Raw genomic sequence first — 17042 nt, 5'->3', positions numbered from 1 at the left:
CCTCCGTCATCGCCGTGGTAGCCCGATACGGTGGAGCCCATGGCGTTCAGTGGGATTCCGGATGAGGCGTTCATGTTCTACGAGGGCTTGGAGGTGGATAACTCCAAGTCCTACTGGAATGCCAACAAACAGGTGTATGACACGATGGTCAAAGCGCCTGTGGCTGCGATGCTGGATGAGTTGGCTGATGAGTTCGGGACGCCGCACCTGTTCCGGCCGTACCGAGATGTGCGCTTTTCAAAGGATAAAACGCCATATAAGGACCATCAGGGTGGCTACATCCAGATTCTCGATGGGGTGGGGTATTACCTGCATATCGGTGCGGATGGGCTTTATGTGGCGGGCGGTTGGTGGTCCCAGGGGGAGATGACCAACCGGTTCCGGGCCGCCCTCGAGGACGACGCCATCGGATCCGAACTGGAAAAGATCGTCGACGGTCTGCGCCCGGATTTCAGGATCTCCGGCGACCGGCTCAAGACCCGCCCCCGCGGCGTTCCCGAAGATCACCCCCGCCTTGACCTGCTCCGCCACAAGTCCCTCTACGCCGCCCGCCAGTACGAACCGGAACCCTGGGTGCACACCCCCGAGGCCCTCGACCGGGTCCGCCAGACCTGGCGGACCCTCACACCATTGGTCGATTGGTTGCGGGTCAGACTCAGCTGACCACGTACTGAGCCACGAAAGCGACCACAGCGATGATCGCCCAGGCGCAGAACAGCGCCACGTAGAAACTTCCACTCACGATTTTCATCGGAAGCCCCCTTCCTCTGCCATTCAGCGTGCGGCCTGGGGATTGCAAATGGCTTGCGCCCTACTTGGACGCTTTGATCGGCTTAATAGCGCCGCAGGCGGCACGCGGCCCCGAGTCGCCCGTTTTGAGGGTGGCCTCGTCCGGACCGTTGGGCGCGTAGCGGCTGGGGACATTGGCGAAGTTGTCCGGCAGGGCATGCACGATCACCGCGCTGCCGTCGGCGTCGGAGAGCTGGGCAGCCCGGAACCGGTCGGTGATGAACGAGGCCGACCCGGTGCCGTCCTTGCGGACCAGCAGCGGCGGCATGTCGCCGGAGTGCGCCGGATGGCTGTGCCCGCCGGGAGCGAGGTCGAGATGCCCGCCCGCGCTGAAGAACGGCGACACCAACCCGGTCGCCGGGTCGACGGACTTCGGGTCGCAGACGCCGACGGCGTGGATGTGGAAGCCGTGGTATCCGGGGGCAAGGTGGTGGACCTTGACGGTGACCCGGGTTCGGGCCCCGTCCTTGTTCACCACGGCGAGCGTGCCGATCCGGGTGCCCTTCACATCCCGGATGGCGACGCGCACCGGCTTGTCGCGCTGGGACGCCTGCGCCATCGTGGCCACCCCGGCCACGCCCAGGCCGATGGCGATCGTGGCGGTCAGGACGATGTTCGTGACGCGCTGGCTCATTGCTGTGTTCTCCTCCGTCTGCGCTGGTGTCTCCTCTGTCGCACACGACAGCGCGAACGGTTCGCCGCCACGACGGGAACCCGAGCCCAGGGTTCCAACTTCCGGCCGGAAGAAAAGCGAAACGCCCGCCCCAACCGGGACGGGCGTTCCGAAGCGACCTCAGCTGCCGCGCTTGGCCCTGGCGGCCGTGCGGGCGCGGGTGGAGGCGTCCAGCACGACCTTGCGGATCCGGACCGTCTCCGGCGTGATCTCCACGCACTCGTCGTCCCGGATGAACTCCAGCGCCTGCTCCAGCGACAGCTGGCGCGGCGGGATCAGCGTCTCGGTCACATCGGCCGTGGAGGAGCGCATGTTGGTGAGCTTCTTCTCCTTGGTGATGTTCACATCCATGTCGTCGGAGCGCGAGTTCTCCCCGACGATCATCCCTTCGTACACCTCGGTGGTCGGGCCGACGAACAGGATGCCGCGCTCCTGCAGGTTGGTCATCGCGAACGCGGTGACCGGGCCCGAGCGGTCGGCCACCAGCGAGCCGTTGCCCCGGGTGCGCAGCTCCCCGAACCACGGCTCGTAGGAGTCGAAGACGTGGTGCACCAGGCCGGTGCCCCGGGTCTCGGTCAGGAACTCGGTCCGGAAGCCGATCAGGCCGCGGGCCGGGACCACGAACTCCATCCGGATCCAGCCGGTGCCGTGGTTGGTCATGTGCTCCATCCGGCCCTTGCGGACCGCCAGCAGCTGGGTGACCGCGCCCAGATACTCCTCCGGGCAGTCCACGGTGAGGCGCTCGACGGGCTCGTGCCGCTTGCCGTCGATCTCCTTGGTGACCACCTGCGGCTTGCCGACGGTCAGCTCGTAGCCTTCCCGGCGCATCTGCTCGACCAGGATGGCCAGCGCCAGCTCGCCGCGGCCCTGCACCTCCCAGGTGTCCGGGCGCTCGGTCGGCAGGATGCGCAGCGACACGTTGCCGACCAGCTCCCGGTCCAGCCGGTCCTTGACCATCCGGGCGGTGACCTTGGAGCCCTTGACCCGGCCGACCAGCGGCGAGGTGTTGGTGCCGATGGTCATGGAGATGGCCGGCTCGTCCACCGTGATCAGCGGCAGCGGGCGCGGGTCCTCCGGGTCGGCCAGGGTCTCGCCGATCATGATCTCCGGGATGCCGGCGATGGCGATGATGTCGCCGGGGCCCGCCTCCTCGGCCGGCTTGCGCTCCAGCGCGTCGGTCATCAGCAGCTCGGTGATCTTCACCCGCTGGATGGTGCCGTCGGTGCGGCACCAGGCCACCTGCTGGCCCTTCTTGATCGTGCCGTGGTGCACCCGGCAGAGCGCGATCCGGCCCAGGTAGCTGGAGGCGTCCAGGTTGGTGACGTGGGCCTGCAGCGGCGCGGACGGGTCGTAGGTGGGGGCCGGGATGGTCTGGTAGATCGTCTCGAAGAGCGGCTCGAGGTCGTCGGAGTCGGGCATGCCGCCGTCGTCCGGCCGGTTCAGCGAGGCGCGGCCGGCCTTGGCCGAGGCATACACGATCGGGAAGTCGATCTGCTCCTCGGTGGCGTCCAGATCGATGAAGAGCTCGTAGACCTCGTCCACGACCTCCTTGATCCGCGCGTCGGGCCGGTCCACCTTGTTGATGCACAGGATGACCGGCATCTTCGCCTCGAACGCCTTGCGCAGCACGAAGCGGGTCTGCGGCAGCGGGCCCTCGGAGGCGTCCACCAGCAGCACCACGCCGTCCACCATGGACAGGCCGCGCTCGACCTCGCCGCCGAAGTCGGCGTGGCCGGGCGTGTCGATGATGTTGAGGGTGCGGCCGCCGTGCTTGACCGCCGTGTTCTTCGCGAGAATGGTGATCCCCTTCTCGCGCTCTAGGTCGTTGGAGTCCATGACACGCTCGTCGACGTCCTGGTTGGCGCGGAACGCCCCGGACTGCCAGAGCATGGCGTCCACAAGCGTGGTCTTGCCATGGTCGACGTGCGCGATGATCGCGAGGTTCCGCAGGTCGTCGCGGCTGTTCAAAGGCATAGTGGAGTCTCGCTCTGGTTCGTCGGGGCTGTCGTCCGCGTCCCGGACTTTGCGGCGAGACGCTCCTGCCGCGAGAGTGCGGCCTTCCCATTTTAGTTGATCCGTGTTACCACGATGCGCCCGGGAAACGCTGACCTCTACTGGACGCTGCATATAACCAGCCATCCGTAACCTTGGGAGGGTGGTGATCGCTCCTGTTTACGGCGCCATGCTGCGCACCTCCGACGGGGTCAGAATCGACGCCGGGCACCTGCCCGGCCCGATGGGGAACACCGGCGAGCTGGGCATCGTGCTGGCGCACGGCTTCACCGGCTCGTGGCGCTCGCCGGCCACCCGCCGCATCGCCGCCGTCCTGGCCAGGTACGGCGGGGTGCTGGCCATCGACTTCCGCGGCCACGGCCGCTCCTCGGGCCTGTCCACCGTCGGTGACCTGGAGGTCCTCGACCTGGACGCCGCCGTACGGCACGCCCGCACCGCCTACCGGCGTGTCGTCACCGTGGGCTTCTCCATGGGCGCGGCGGTGGCCCTGCGGCACGCCGCGCTGTACGGCGGGGTGGACGCGGTGGTCGCGGTGAGCGGCCCGGCCCGCTGGTACTACCGGGGCACCAGGCCGATGCGCCAGGTGCACTGGGCGATCGAGCACCCGGCTGGACGGCTCGCGGCCCGCCTGGCCAAACGCACCAGGATCGCGGTCGGCAGCTGGGACCCGATCCCGCTGGCGCCGTACGAGGCCGTGCCCATGATCGCGCCTACGCCGCTGCTGATCGTCCATGGGGACGCGGACACGTTTTTCCCGCTGGAACACCCCAACCAGCTCTTCGAGGCCGCCCAGCACCCCAAGGAGCTCTGGATCGAGCGGGGTTACGGACACGCGGAGTCGGCCGCTACGCCAGATCTGATCCGCCGAATTGGTCGGTGGACCGCGCGAACCAAAATGGAATAACGGGCGTCTACCACAGGGGGATGTAATTCGCCCAGCGTCGCGGGGGCGCGCTGGGCGTCCTTCCGGTCCGGTACGGGTTCCCGTACCGGACCGGACAGGAACCTCTAACCGAGGCGCGCGATGCTCTTGTACTCCAGGTAGGCCGCCAGGCCTTCGGGGCCGAGCTCGCGGCCGAGGCCGCTGGCCTTGTAGCCGCCGAACGGCGTGCCGGGCTCCAAAGTGTTCATCATGTTGACGCCATATGTTCCCGCGCGCACCCGCCGGGCCACGTCCATGCCGTGGTCGGTATCGGCGGTCCAGACGCTGCCGGACAGGCCGTAGTCGCTGTCGTTGGCGATGCGGACGGCGTCGGCCTCGTCGTCGTACGGGATCACCGTGAGGACCGGGCCGAAGATCTCCTCGCGGGCGATGCGCATGTCGTTGGCGGCGTTGGCGAAGACGGTGGGGGAGACGTACCAGCCGCGGTCGAAGGGGCGGTCGAGGCCGCCGACGACGGCTTTGGCGCCCTCGTCGAGGCCGATCCTGATGTAGTTCTCGACGCGTTCCTGCTGGCGTTGGGCCACCATCGGGCCGATCGCGGTGGTCGGGTCGCCGGGGTCGCCGACGGTCTGGCCGGTCACCATTTCGGCCACCGCCTGGACGACCTCGTCGTACCGGCTGCGGGAGGCCAGGATGCGGGTCTGGGCGACGCAGGCCTGGCCGCTGTTGAGCAGGGAGGCGATGGACAGGAAGCCCATCGCTGAGGGCAGGTCGCAGTCGTCCAGGATGATCGCGGCGGACTTGCCGCCGAGTTCGAGGCTGCAGCGTTTGAGCTGCTCTCCGCAGATCGCGCCGATCCGGCGGCCGGCGGCGGTGGAGCCGGTGAAGGCGACCTTGTCCACGCCGGGATGGGCGACCAGGTGCTCTCCGGCCTCCCGGCCGGCCGCGACGATGCTGACGACGCCGTCGGGGATCCCGGCTTCCTTGATCATCTCACCGAGCAGGTAGCTGTCCAGCGGAGTCTCCGGCGCGGGCTTGATCACCACCGTGCAGCCCGCGATGAGCGCGGGGGCCAGCTTGGTCATGATGACGAACTGCGGGACGTTCCACGGCACGATGGCGGCCACCACGCCGACCGGCTCGCGGCGCACGGTGACCGGGCCGAACATGCCGGGGCGCTGGTCCTCGACCTCGAAGGTCTCGCCCAGCTGGGCGAAGTACTGCAGCATGCCGAGCGGCTGCGGCGCCTGGGCGAGCTGCGAGAACGTGATCGGGCTGCCCATCTCCAGGGTGATGATGTCGGCGATCTCGGCCTGGCGGGCGGCGTATAGCTCGGCCAGCCTGGCGACCACCGCGGCGCGCTCCGGCATGGTCATCCGTGGCCAGGGGCCGTGGTCGAAGGCCGCGCGGGCGGCGGCCACCGCGCGGTCCATGTCCGCCGGGGTGCCGTCCGGGACCCGGGCGACGATCTCCTCGGTGTGCGGGGAGACGACGTCGATCGTCCCGGTGCTCGCGGGGGCCACCCAGTCGCCCCCGATGAACAGCGTGTCGTGCTGGAGCATTGCTCTGCCTCCCGCGGCTGCCTGAACGAGTGCTTGCTTGGATAGTCTTCTCGCTCGCGTCGGCCTCGACAACCCCTCAGACCGAACCATGTTCTGGCCGCACCGGCGGGCTGCCAAATTGGTAGATACTTCGTCAAAGGCGCACGAGTTCCCCCGTTCCGGTGGCAGTGACCAAGATCAGCTTCTATAGTTTCGGTCCGTCTGGGAGGGGAGGTTGGGTTGCGACGCTGGTCGGGCTCTGCGCTTATCGCGGTCGGCCTGTTCGGCATGTTCGCGCTGCCCTCGTCCGTGACCGCGGAACCGGACCGGCAGGCCCAGCTGCGCAAGCTCACCAAGGACGCGGCCGCGCTCGCCAAGGCGTACCGCGGGGAGATCGCCAGCCTGGACGACACCCGCAAGGCCGCCGAGCGGGCCGACGCGCGGGTCAAGAAGCTCAAGGCCGACCTGGTCACGGCCGAGCAGAAGGTCGCGCAGTTCGCGCAGACCACCTACATGGGCGGCGGGATCGACAGCGTGCAGATCTTCAGCATGCAGTCGGACCTGAGCTCGGTGTCCACCCTGGCCTACCTCAACAGCTCCAAGACCGAGCGGCTCAACAACGTCACCCGGCTGATCGCCGAGCAGAAGAAGGCCGCCAAAACCGCCGACCAGCGGGTGGAGCAGCTCAAGAAGGACATCAAGGAGCTGCAGGGCAAGCAGCGCGAGGTCGAGAAGCTGCTGGCCAAGTTCGGCTTCCAGACCCCCGACGCCGGGACCGGGCTCACGTCGCGCATGGTCTCCATCCGCAACCTGATCATGCAGAACTTCCCGATGCCGTTCGGCGTCGGCTGTTTCCGGGCGGGCGACTTCGGCGAGCACGGCAAGGGCCGGGCCTGCGACTTCATGATCAGCTCCGGCGGCCGGATGCCGGACGCCTCCGCCAAGGCCCGCGGCGACGCGCTGGCCCAGTGGTGCGTGGCCAACGGGCGGCGGCTCGGGATCATGTACATCATCTGGCAGCAGAAGTACTACGACATCCGGACCGGGGCCGCGCCCAAGATGATGGCCAACCGGGGCAGCAACACCGCCAACCACTACGACCACGTACACGTGTCGGTGCTCTGATCTGCTGGTTAAGGCTGAGTCTTATACGACAAAAGGATGGCCGTAGAAAGAATTACGTGACCGCGGAGTTTGCAGCCAGAGGCACTGGGTCTCGCCTCGTACGAAGTACGTGCCGTTCGCCGTCGACTCCAGCAGAATAACCGTCTTCGTGGGCTCGTTCTCCAGGCGGAATGTCGTGCCTGAGCTATCGGTGATGTTGTAGTCGGCGATACTGAACATGGCGCCTAACATTCTGTTGTTCAGAAGGTCGGGTGGGTGCTCCGGATCGGAATCCAGACCGGTGGCGGCGAAGGTGCGTTTGGCTTTGTCGTTCCCACAGGGAATGTCCCTACCGCCGGGGTCGGTGACCTGGACGTTTCGCGCGAACACCTCGTCGAAAAGCGTAAGAATGTGCGTCTTGAGGGCCGCGCCCGCTTCGGCTGCCGTTGGGTCCGGCTCCTTTTCGCCCTCGACGGAGACCAGCGCGGGCAGCACGATCAGCATGAGCGCCAGGAGCGCCGCGCCGAGCCGCAGGAGAGGGCTACGGTTGTAACGGAGAAAGCTACGGTTGTAACGGAGCATTGACCACCCTCCAAAGAACTGGCCGTCTGAGCGCCTTCTCATATCCAGAAATATCGCGGGTCTCGCTTCTCGGCGGGTCTGCCGCCGTCAGGCAGGCGTCCCACCAATGATCAGCTTGGTCAAGCGGCTCCATACGATCGTGAGGTGTAAGAGCCTCAGACCAATGTTTCGCTAAACCTTCACGCTCGACCACAGGTCGCCGATGATGGACGCATGGCAGAGAAGCCCTCTGTTCCACCGGGGACCGGACCGCTCGCGCCGGAGTTCTCCGGGATCGACCCGGCGTTGATGAACGACTTCATCACCGAGCTGGAACGGGCCGGTCAGGTGATCGCCGAGCAGGTCGAGAACATTCGCCGGGAGTTGGCCGCCGTCGATCTGCCGGCCGCTGGGCTGGCGCCCATCCGGGAGATCGGCGGCTGGGTCGAACAGCAGCTGCCCCGGCTGCGGCAACGGGTGGAGACCATCACCGCTCCCGTGCCAGGACTCCTCGGCATGTCCAGTCCCGGCCTGCGGCCGTATCGGGAGGCATCGCTGCTGGCTCCTGCTGAAGCGCAGCGCTTGGGCACCGAGCTGGGCAGGCGATTTGAGGCCATTGATCCGGATGAGTTCCGTCTCACCGCACCGTATGCCTCTGACCGGATTGGCGCGGTGGTTGAGGAGTTGGGGGCGCATCAGCATGATGCGGTCTTCACCGCCGCGTTCTTCGCCGCTCTCGGCCCGGCCGGGATGCGCAAGGTGGTCCCGGCACTTTGGCGGTTGCCGGGGGAGGAGCGGCCAGATGCCCGGCGCATGTTCGGTACGGCTTTCGCCACTGCGGTCAGCGGCGGAGCCAAGGTTGCCGGGTTCGCCGCGGTGATGCGAAGCATGGAGGACACCAAGCCGGAGGACACCGAGGGCATGCGGGTGCTCTCCGCGCTGCTGAACCACGGGAACTATCCGGATGTGTGGCTGGCCGGACTCCTCGCGCCCGCGCTGGAGCCCGGCAGCCGGGTCAGCGGCCCGACACTAGCGGGCTTGTTCAACGCGCTTGCGAACAACCCGGCCGCAGCTCGTCTGGCGATCGGGCGGGCGGCCCGGTTGAGCCCGCTCCCGGCTCCGCCGGCGCTTCCGCTGCCCTCTTTCGGCCTGCTTCCGTCCTCTCCGCAGGCGTGGGACAAACGGCCGGAGTTGGCCGCGTTCTTGAACGGGCTCAACGAGCGGGCGGCGAAGGTCCCGCCGGTGTCGGACGCCTTCGGGCGGCTGCTGGCGGCAGCCTCCGGGGCCTATGACGAGCAGGACGGCGAACACAGCCAAGAAGCGGCGTTCTTCGCCTACACCGTGATGACCACGGCCGATGAATGGCGATTGAACGACGCGACCCGGATACACCTAGCCGAGGTCGCGGGCTCGTACGCCACCGAGATCACCCTGGGGGCGTACCTCGGCGACGCCGACTTGGCCAAGGACAGCGCTATGCAGGCGGCTCCCGGCCTGTTTGAGTGGATGCCGATCCCGGGGGCGCGTGGTGCTTTCCGGCTGAGTCCCGAAGACACCTTCCGTTTCATGACCACATTCGCCGGTGACGCCGACGCGCGGCTCCGGTTCGACGAAGGCATGGATGAGTTCCTCCATAGGGTTCTTCCCCTTGCGTCAAACGCCGTGAAGCGCAGTGGGGATGTCGCTCCATTGGAAAATTTGTTCTCGGCCTTGGGTAACGTCCGGGGTACTGAGTTGGCGGCTGCGGTGAGAGTGCTCGACCCCGAGGACGAGCGTGTCAAGGGCGCCGAGGACGCGGAGAGTTTCCTCGCGGGTGGCGCCTTGGCGGTTCTTGGACTGGCCCACCCCTTGTCGGCCATTCCCAGGGCTTGGACTGCGCTATCTACCGGGGTCTCCGTCTACTACACCTACGGCCGGGATCCGGAGGAGAAGGTGGACAAGCTCCTGGAGTCCGACGAGGCGAAGACGTTGGGGCGTCGCCACGAGATGGCTCAGCTCCTCATCAAGCAGGGGTTTACTCCCCAGGTGCCCCCGGCCGGTATTATCGCCGACTCAAATGGTGGCCTTCGCCCATTCAGTGATATTCAGCAGCAGGGCGCTGCGGGGGTGAGAGCTTTTGACCAATGGATGGTCGACAACGGCATGGGGAAAGGACGCCCGCTTTCTCTAGGAGAACTGACCGCACAGCAGGCTAGTCGCTTTACCGGTGGTAAGGGGGATGCTTACACTCGTAGGGAAAATTATGCGAATGCGGAGCTCACGACCGACTGAGGCACTGGGTCTCTCCTCGCACGGAGTATGTGCCCTTCTCCGCAGACTCCAGCAGAATAACTGTCTCCGTGGACTCGTTTGTCATGCGGATTCTCGCGCCTGTGCTATCGACGATGTCGTAGTCGGCGACTTGGTCCATAGCACCTAACATAACGACGTTCAAATTGTAGGGCGTTGACCCGGTAGCTGAATGCCCGGTGGCGGCGAAAGTTCGCTTGACCTTATCGTCCCCGCAGGGAACGTCCTTACCTCCAGGGTCGGTGACCTGGATGTTCTGAGCGAAGACCTCGTCGAGGAGCTTCAGGATGTGTGCCTTGAGGGTCGCGCCCGCCTCGGCCGCCGTCGGTTCCGGTTCCCGTTGCCCGCCGTTGATCACGACCAGCGCGATCACCGCGACCAGAACGGCTGCCAGGAGCGTCGCGCCGAGCCGCAGGTAAAGGCTTCGGTTGGAACGGAGCACTGGATATCCTCCAAAGGAGCTGGCCGTCTGAGCGCACCATCTCATATCGTCCGGGAGACCGCGCAAGCCGTTCCAGGGAGGAAGGGGAAAAGTTATGGCCCCCGATCCACAGGATATGGCGCTCAACCCCCGTAGGGAGGAATTGCTGCGAGCGCTGGCGAAGGTGCGCGGGTACGCGGTTCGTCTGGAGGCGGCCCTGGATCCGGCACATGCGGCGTTCACCGGCAAGGCGGTGTGGGTGGGCCCGACGGCGCGGGACTTCACCGAGGAGTTGACCGGGCGCAGAGAGCGGCTGAAGGTGCTCACCCAGCGGATCGTCGAAGACCTGGAGAATGACCTGCGGGCCACACCCGAGAAGGTGGCACGGCCCTCGGGCGTGTGGTGAGGGCCGCCGGCATGCTCACCGTGCGACCGCGCCGGGCTCACTCAACTGCCGACGGGACAGTAGGGCGAATCCAATGCGCTCTCAAGACGTTCGCGCGGCTGTGCCTGGGCGCGTTCTGTAGTTCAGAAGGAGTTCCGGCCGGTGCGTATTTGGCTCCGGAACCAGTGGTAGGAGGACTTCGGGGTCCGGGCCTGGGTGTCGAAGTCCACGTGGACCAGGCCGAAACGCTGGTGGTAGCCGTCGGCCCACTCGAAGTTGTCCAGCAGTGACCAGGCGAAGTAGCCGCGCACGTCGACGCCCTCGGCCTGGGCCTGGCGGAGGGCTTTCAGGTGTCCGTCCAGGTAGTCGACGCGGAACTGGTCGTCCAGGCCGTCGTGGGAGCAGCCGTTCTCGGTGATGTAGACGGGCGGGAGGGTGTCGTAGCGCGTCCTGAGGGAGACCAGGAGCTCGCGCAGGCCGTCGGGGACGACCGGCCAGCCGAAGGCGGTGGTGGGGTAGCCGGTGATCCCCGCGTCCTCGAACGGCAGGATGTCGGTGCTGGGGGCGGCGAGCCGGGTGGGGTTGTAGTAGTTGATCCCGAGCCCGTCGAGGGGTTGCGCGATCGTTTCCAGGTCGCCGGGGCGCACGCCGGGCACCTCGTCGATCGCGAATGGCGACATGTCGGGGTATGTGCCGGTGAGGACGGGGTCGTTGAAGAGCCGGTTGTGCAGCACGTCGTACGCGTCGGCGGCGGCCACGTCCTCGGGCGCGTCCGAGGCCGCCCACACTGGCGTGCAGTTGTTGGTGATCAGCACCTGCTCGGCTCCGGCCGCCCGCAGGGCTTGTACGGCCAGACCGTGCCCGAGCAGCTGATGATGGGCGACCGGCAGGGCCTCAAGGAACAGCGTCTTCCCCGGCGCGTGCGTCCCCATCGCGTACCCGTACACCATGTGCACGAACGGCTCGTTCAACGTGATCCACAGCTTGACCCGATCACCCAACCGCTCCGCCACGATCGCCGCATAATCCGCGAAATACCCGGAAATATCGCGGTTCATCCAGCCGCCTTCGTCCTCCAAGGCCTGCGGCAGATCCCAGTGGAACAGCGTCAACGCCGGCGCGATCCCCTTCGCGCACAGCCCGTCCACCAGCCGGTCGTAGAAATCCAGCCCCTTGGCGTTCACCACCCCCCGCCCGTACGGCAGGACCCGGGACCACGCCACCGAGAACCGGTACGCGTTGACCCCCAGCGCCGCCATCAACTCGACGTCCTCGGCCCACCGATGGTAGTGATCACAGGCCACGTCACCGGTGTGCCCGTCCCGCACCCGTCCGGGCTCATGCGCGAAGGTGTCCCAGATCGAGGGGCCGCGCCCGTCCTCGGCGACCGCCCCTTCGATCTGGTAGGCGGCGGTAGCCGTACCCCACAGGAACATCGGGCCTCCTGACGCGAGTGCAACTCATGTTAACCCGACCGCAATCGAACAGGTAGACAATGGAGCAATGACAAACGCCGCCGCCGGGACGCTGCGTCGTCGCCCGGCTCAGCGCCGCAGCCTGGAACGCGTCGAGCGCATGCTCGACGAGTGCGCCCTACTCCTGGACGAGGTGGGGTATGAGGCGCTCACGACCAAGGAGGTCGCCCGGCGTGCCGAGGTTCCCATCGGCACCTTCTACCAGTTCTTCCCGGACAAGCAAGGCCTGGTCCGGGCGCTCGCGCTGCGCAATCTGGACGCGTTCCTGAACCGGATGGCGGCCCGGCTCGGCGCGACCAACCCCGGCGACTGGACCGAGGCCGTCGACCTGGGCATCGACGAGTTCGTCCGGATGAAGCGCACCACGCCCGGCTTCGGCGTGGTCGACTTCGGCGAAGTGCTGGCCGCTCCCGGCGGCCCGGCGCTGCCCGGCACCCAGCGTATGCTCGACGCGGCTCTGGAGAACAACGTCGTCGTGGCCGACCGGCTGCGCGGCCTCGTGATCGATCTTCTCGGCGCGCCCGGCAGCGACGCGCTGGCCCGCGCCCTCGTGGTGGCCGTGGAAGCCGCCGACGCCGTGCTCAAACTGGCTTTTCGCGTGCATCCCGAAGGCGACCCCGAGCTGATCGCGGAGTGTAAGCGGCTGGTTCGCCGCTACCTGTCCGACCATCTCGCCGAGTAGCGCGGCGCGGCTGCGTGCTGTACTCGTCCCGAACCCAGAGCGGGAGCAGCGCGGGAGTGCTGAACCAGCCGGGACGCACAGTGGGGTAGTTCGTCATGGGCCCACTGTGCGAGCTGGAGCGCGCTCCAGGGCAAGCCCCGGATTCCCGGCCGAGGTGCGCGCCTTGACCTGGAGCGCACTCCAGGTGCCAGGATCGGGGTATGGCCGTATTCACACCTGGGCAGGTTTCCGAGGAGACCGGCTTCAGCCTGGACACCCTCCGCTACTACGAGCGCATCGGGCTGCTCGGCAACGTCGGGCGCAACGCCGCCGGGCAGCGCCGCTTCACCGACGGTGACGTCGGCTGGCTGAACATGCTCCGCTGCCTGCGCGACACCGGCATGCCGATCGCCGAGATGCTCCGCTTCGCCGAACTCGTACGGCAAGGCGACCACACCGTCCGCGAGCGGATCGAACTTCTCGAAGCCCACGACGAGGGCGTCGAGCGGCAGATCGCCACCCTGCGCCGGCGGCAGGGCCACATCCACTACAAGATCCAGTATTACAAGGACGTCATGGCCATCCCGCAAGGCGTCTAACCGCCCTTTGCCCCGTGCGGGGTCGCGCTTTCCCGGCCGCCTGTTACACCAGAACGTGTGGCAGGACCTCGCGCCCGACGTATGAACATCCCGCTGCGACGGGTCGCCGCCGTGGCCGGGATGATGCTGTTCGCCCTGCTCGCGAACGCCAGCTACATCCAGATCTTCCAGGTCGCCGCGCTGGAGGCGGACGAGCGCAACCAGCGCCCGATGCTCGCCAAGTTCAACACCTCCCGGGGCGACCTGCTGCTCCGCGACGGCACCGTGCTCGCCACCAGTAAGGAGGTCCGCGGCCGGTACCGCTACCAGCGCGTCTACCCGCAGGGCCCGCTCTACTCGGCGGTCACCGGCTTCGCCTCGCTCTACCGGGACACCGGCGTCGAGCAGGCGGAGCACCAGGCCCTGTCCGGCACCGACCCCAGGGTCATGGTCCGCACCCTGCTCAAGGACACCGCCAGGGGCGCGTCGGTGACGCTCACCCTCGACGCCCGCGCCCAGCGCGCCGCCTACGAGGGCCTGCGCGCCACCGGCAAACACGGCGCGGTCGTGGCCGTCGACCCGGCCACCGGCGCCATCCTGGCCATGACCTCCTTTCCCGCGTACGACCCGAATGACTTCGCCACCTTCGACCCCGAGCAGCTGGCCAGGATCGACAAGGAGTTGCAGGCCGACCCGGCCAAACCCCTGCTCAACCGGGCGACCAGCCAGCTCTACCCGCCGGGCTCCACGTTCAAGGTGGTCACCGCCGCCGCGGCGCTGGACTCCGGGAAGTACGCGCCGGGCACCCCGATCACCGCGCCGCCCCGGCTCAAGCTGCCCGGCACCAGCGTCATGCTCGGCAACGCGGGCGGCGCGGACTGCGGGAACGGCTCGCCGCCACTGGCCCAGGCCTTCCAGATGTCGTGCAACACGGCGTTCGCCACGCTCGGCCTGGCGCTCGGCCAGGACGCGCTGCGCCGCCGGGCCACCGCGTTCGGGTTCGGCGACGAGAGCCTCACCGTGCCGCTCGCGGTGGCGGCCAGCCGGTATCCGGAGCGCATGGACCGGGCGCAGACCGCGATGTCGGCCATCGGCCAGTTCGACGACCGCGTGACGCCGCTGGAGCTCGCGCTCATCTCGGCGGCGGTGGCCAACGACGGCGTGCTGATGCGGCCCTATCTGGTGGACGAGATCCGGCTGACGGACGGCGCGATGGTGAGCATGACCGATCCGGAGGAGTACCGCGAGGCCATGCCGGGGGCGGTGGCCGAGCAGCTCACCGAGATGATGGTCAGCGTCACCCAGCCCGGCGGGACCGGCACGGCCGCCGCCATCCCCGGCGTCGAGGTGGCCGCCAAGACCGGCACGGCCGAGAACGACGGCTCCGACCACGCGGTCTTCACCGCCTTCGCCCCCGCCGCGCGGCCCCGGGTGGCGGTCGGGGTGCTGGTCGAGCACGGCGGCTTCGGCGGCGAGGTGGCCGCCCCGATCGCCAAGGCGGTCATCGAAGCCCTGCTGTAGTACAGCGTGTCTGGTCGGCGGCGGGCCGCGCCCCACGGCCTGGCCGCCTCGCCTTTCTTGACCCCGGTCGCGAACCGGTTCCTGGCGGCCGGACCCAGGGCCGCGCCCATGCGGCTGTCTATGGGGTCAATAGTCAGCGGCTGTAGGCGCGGGCCTGCAGGTTGTACAGATCCGCATATATACCGTCCCCACCGACGAGTTCGTCATGGGTGCCCTGCTCGACCACGAGACCGTGATCCAGCACGTAGATCCGGTCCGCGTGCCGGACGCTGGCCAGCCGGTGGGTGATGAGCAGCACGGTCCGGCCGTCCGAATGTTGCCGGATGCGGTCGAACAGAGCGTGCTCGGCGCGGGCGTCCAGCGCGGCGGTCGGCTCGTCGCAGATCAGCAGCGGCGCGTCCCGGTAGAAGCCGCGCGCCACCGCGATCCGCTGCCACTGGCCGCCGGACAGCTCCTGGCCGTCCTTGAATCTGCGGTCCAGCAGGGTCTGATAGCCGCTCGGCAGTTCGGCGATCACCTCGTCCGCCCCGGCCACCCCGGCCGCCCGGACCACCGCGTCCTCGCCCTTCTCCAGGCCCATGGTGATGTTGTGCCGGGCGGTCAGCGGCCACCGGGTGTGATCCTGGGCGATCACCGCGATGTTGCCCCGGAGCAGGTGCGGTTCCACCTCGGCCAGGTCGGTGCCGTCCCAGAGCACCCGGCCGGTGGCCGGCGCGTACAACCCCGCGAGGATCTTGGACAGGGTGGTCTTGCCGGAGCCGTTCTCGCCGACCAGCGCGACCACCTCGCCCCGGTCGATGTGGATCGACACCCCGGCCAGCGCGGGGGTGTCCTTGCCCGGGTAGGTGAAGGTGACGTCGTCCACCGTGATCCGGTCGAACCCGGCCGGGGGCCGCCCCCGCTCCGCTTCCGGCGCCGACTCGTTGGCCTCGCAGAAGTCGATGAAGTCGGTGAAGTAGAGGCCGTTCTCGTAGAGCCGGTTGACCGCGTAGAGCAGGTTGGTGAGCGAGCCCTGGCCGGAGCGCACGGCAAGCACCGCCGTGCCCGCGATGGCGAGCGGGACCGAGCCGGTGGCCAGCAGCAGGCCGAGCGCGAGGTAGACCAGCCCCGCGCCCACGCCGCCGAGCGCCTCGCCGACCAGCCGGGCCATCGTCTGCCGCCGGGCCAGCTGGACCAGGACGTTCTGCTCGGTCCTGGCGACCAGGTCGTAGACGCGCAGCAGGAAGCCCCGCATGGTGAAGGAGCGCACCTCGGCGGCGGTGTCCCGGTCGGCCAGCAGCTCGCTGATGATCCACTTGCGGCGGTAGGTGGGAAGCAGGGACAACATCGTGGCGTAGCGCATCCGGGCCGCGCGGACGGTGGCCCACGCGTCCGGCAGGACCGCGATCACCAGCAGCGGCAGCAGGACCGGGTGCAGCACGCCGAGCACGCCGCCTGCGGCGATCAGGCTGATCCCGGCGGTCAGCACGTCGATGGCGGAGCCGACCACCGAATCGGCCGAGCTCACCCCGCGGGATCTGGCCCGCTGCAGCGAGTCGTGGAAGTCGGGGTCGTCGAACCTGATCAGCTCGACCTTGCTGGTCAGCCCGTACAACCGTTCTTCGGCGATGCGGTTGACCTGGGGTTCCAGGCGGGACTGGGCCCAGCCCGCGCCCGCCTGGAGCAGCGTGCGCAGCACGGCCGCCACGCCCACCAGGAGCAGGCTGGGCAGGGCTGCGCGCACCCGGTCGGGGGTGGGGCCCGCCGTGAACAAGGCCTCCAGCACGCCGGTGGTGGCCAGCAGGCCGAACGCGGTGAACACGCCCGCGAGCAGGTTGAGCAGCACGGTCGCGACCGTGTCGCGTGGGCTGGCCTGCCACGCCATCCGGACCGCCTGCCCGATCAGCGCGGGCAGCCGCCTGGCGATCGTGACGAATCCGACGCCGCTCATGGTGTCGTCGTGGGCGTGCCAGTTGTGGGTGGTCAGGTCGGAGAAGTCCGGCAGATCGTCGATCCTGCCCTCGTCCGGCCCCGAATCCCGATCGGATTCGGGGTCCCGTTCCCGGTTCTCTTCGAGGGGGGCGGTGGCCATGCCGCCAGTGTGGCTGCCGCCACTGACAATTCGCCATCGCTTTCCGGGTCGATCCTGCTGGCGGTCCAGGAATGAAA

15 protein-coding genes are annotated in these 17042 nt (G+C 68.1%); 8 read left to right on the top strand and 7 right to left on the bottom strand.

The annotated features are described in order from the left end of the window. Nucleotides 1–39 precede the first annotated feature (39 nt). Complete coding sequence (locus Aple_RS20310; protein WP_155346210.1) at nucleotides 40–663, top strand: DUF2461 domain-containing protein; 624 nt, start codon at nucleotides 40–42, stop codon at nucleotides 661–663. Nucleotides 664–811: 148 nt separating this feature from the next. Here Aple_RS20310 and Aple_RS20305 read toward each other — a convergent pair whose 3' ends face one another. Beyond that, nucleotides 812–1423, bottom strand: coding sequence for a superoxide dismutase family protein (locus tag Aple_RS20305; RefSeq protein WP_155346209.1), 612 nt, complete (start codon nucleotides 1421–1423; stop codon nucleotides 812–814). Nucleotides 1424–1582: 159 nt separating this feature from the next. Next, nucleotides 1583–3436, bottom strand: a complete 1854-nt coding sequence (gene typA, locus Aple_RS20300; RefSeq protein WP_155346208.1) for a translational GTPase TypA — start codon at nucleotides 3434–3436, stop codon at nucleotides 1583–1585. Between the two features lie 208 nt (nucleotides 3437–3644). On the opposite strand from typA, the gene Aple_RS20295 reads away from it, so the two are divergent. Continuing rightward, nucleotides 3645–4379, top strand: a complete 735-nt coding sequence (locus tag Aple_RS20295; protein WP_155346232.1) for an alpha/beta hydrolase — start codon at nucleotides 3645–3647, stop codon at nucleotides 4377–4379. Between the two features lie 104 nt (nucleotides 4380–4483). Here the strand turns inward: Aple_RS20295 and Aple_RS20290 are convergent, their stop codons facing one another. Next, nucleotides 4484–5920: an aldehyde dehydrogenase gene (locus tag Aple_RS20290; protein ID WP_155346207.1), complete on the bottom strand. Its 1437-nt coding sequence runs from the start codon at nucleotides 5918–5920 to the stop codon at nucleotides 4484–4486. 219 nt (nucleotides 5921–6139) lie between these two features. Here Aple_RS20290 and Aple_RS20285 point away from each other — a divergent pair, with 219 nt between their 5' ends. Continuing rightward, the gene (locus Aple_RS20285; protein WP_155346206.1) at nucleotides 6140–7024 is read left to right on the top strand and encodes a coiled-coil domain-containing protein; all 885 of its coding nucleotides are present in this window, start codon (nucleotides 6140–6142) and stop codon (nucleotides 7022–7024) included. Between the two features lie 21 nt (nucleotides 7025–7045). Here the strand turns inward: Aple_RS20285 and Aple_RS20280 are convergent, their stop codons facing one another. Beyond that, on the bottom strand, nucleotides 7046–7507 hold the full coding sequence (locus tag Aple_RS20280) for a hypothetical protein (RefSeq protein ID WP_155346205.1): 462 nt from the start codon (nucleotides 7505–7507) through the stop codon (nucleotides 7046–7048). Between the two features lie 291 nt (nucleotides 7508–7798). Here Aple_RS20280 and Aple_RS20275 point away from each other — a divergent pair, with 291 nt between their 5' ends. Further along, entirely contained in the window at nucleotides 7799–9835 is a 2037-nt protein-coding gene (locus Aple_RS20275) for a hypothetical protein (protein WP_155346204.1), read from the top strand. Here the strand turns inward: Aple_RS20275 and Aple_RS20270 are convergent. After that, a complete protein-coding gene (locus tag Aple_RS20270) occupies nucleotides 9822–10295 on the bottom strand; it encodes a hypothetical protein (RefSeq protein ID WP_155346203.1) in 474 nt (157 codons plus the stop codon). The two genes, Aple_RS20275 and Aple_RS20270, sit on opposite strands and share 14 nt — an antisense overlap. Nucleotides 10296–10389: 94 nt before the next feature. On the opposite strand from Aple_RS20270, the gene Aple_RS20265 reads away from it, so the two are divergent. Continuing rightward, the gene (locus Aple_RS20265; protein ID WP_155346202.1) at nucleotides 10390–10680 is read left to right on the top strand and encodes a hypothetical protein; all 291 of its coding nucleotides are present in this window, start codon (nucleotides 10390–10392) and stop codon (nucleotides 10678–10680) included. A 122-nt stretch (nucleotides 10681–10802) separates the two neighbouring features. Here the strand turns inward: Aple_RS20265 and Aple_RS20260 are convergent, their stop codons facing one another. Continuing rightward, nucleotides 10803–12095 carry a GH1 family beta-glucosidase gene (locus tag Aple_RS20260; RefSeq protein WP_155346201.1) on the bottom strand — a complete coding sequence of 431 codons (1293 nt, stop codon included), beginning with the start codon at nucleotides 12093–12095 and terminating at the stop codon, nucleotides 10803–10805. A 67-nt stretch (nucleotides 12096–12162) separates the two neighbouring features. Between Aple_RS20260 and Aple_RS20255 the strand changes: the two genes are divergently transcribed. The 3 genes from Aple_RS20255 (at nucleotide 12163) to Aple_RS20245 (ending at nucleotide 14894) form a co-directional block, all read left to right on the top strand. Then, nucleotides 12163–12816, top strand: coding sequence for a TetR/AcrR family transcriptional regulator (locus Aple_RS20255; protein WP_155346200.1), 654 nt, complete (start codon nucleotides 12163–12165; stop codon nucleotides 12814–12816). A 200-nt stretch (nucleotides 12817–13016) separates the two neighbouring features. Continuing rightward, entirely contained in the window at nucleotides 13017–13394 is a 378-nt protein-coding gene (locus Aple_RS20250) for a MerR family transcriptional regulator (protein WP_155346199.1), read from the top strand. 81 nt (nucleotides 13395–13475) lie between these two features. Then, complete coding sequence (locus Aple_RS20245) at nucleotides 13476–14894, top strand: peptidoglycan D,D-transpeptidase FtsI family protein (protein ID WP_246264656.1); 1419 nt, start codon at nucleotides 13476–13478, stop codon at nucleotides 14892–14894. A 133-nt stretch (nucleotides 14895–15027) separates the two neighbouring features. On the opposite strand, the gene Aple_RS20240 is transcribed toward Aple_RS20245, so the two are convergent. Next, nucleotides 15028–16965 carry an ABC transporter ATP-binding protein gene (locus Aple_RS20240; protein ID WP_155346197.1) on the bottom strand — a complete coding sequence of 646 codons (1938 nt, stop codon included), beginning with the start codon at nucleotides 16963–16965 and terminating at the stop codon, nucleotides 15028–15030. Between the last annotated feature and the right edge of the window lie 77 nt (nucleotides 16966–17042).

This window comes from Acrocarpospora pleiomorpha (genome assembly GCF_009687885.1).
Taxonomy (GTDB): domain Bacteria; phylum Actinomycetota; class Actinomycetes; order Streptosporangiales; family Streptosporangiaceae; genus Acrocarpospora; species Acrocarpospora pleiomorpha.
This window is presented reverse-complemented; position numbering and strand designations above follow the sequence as displayed.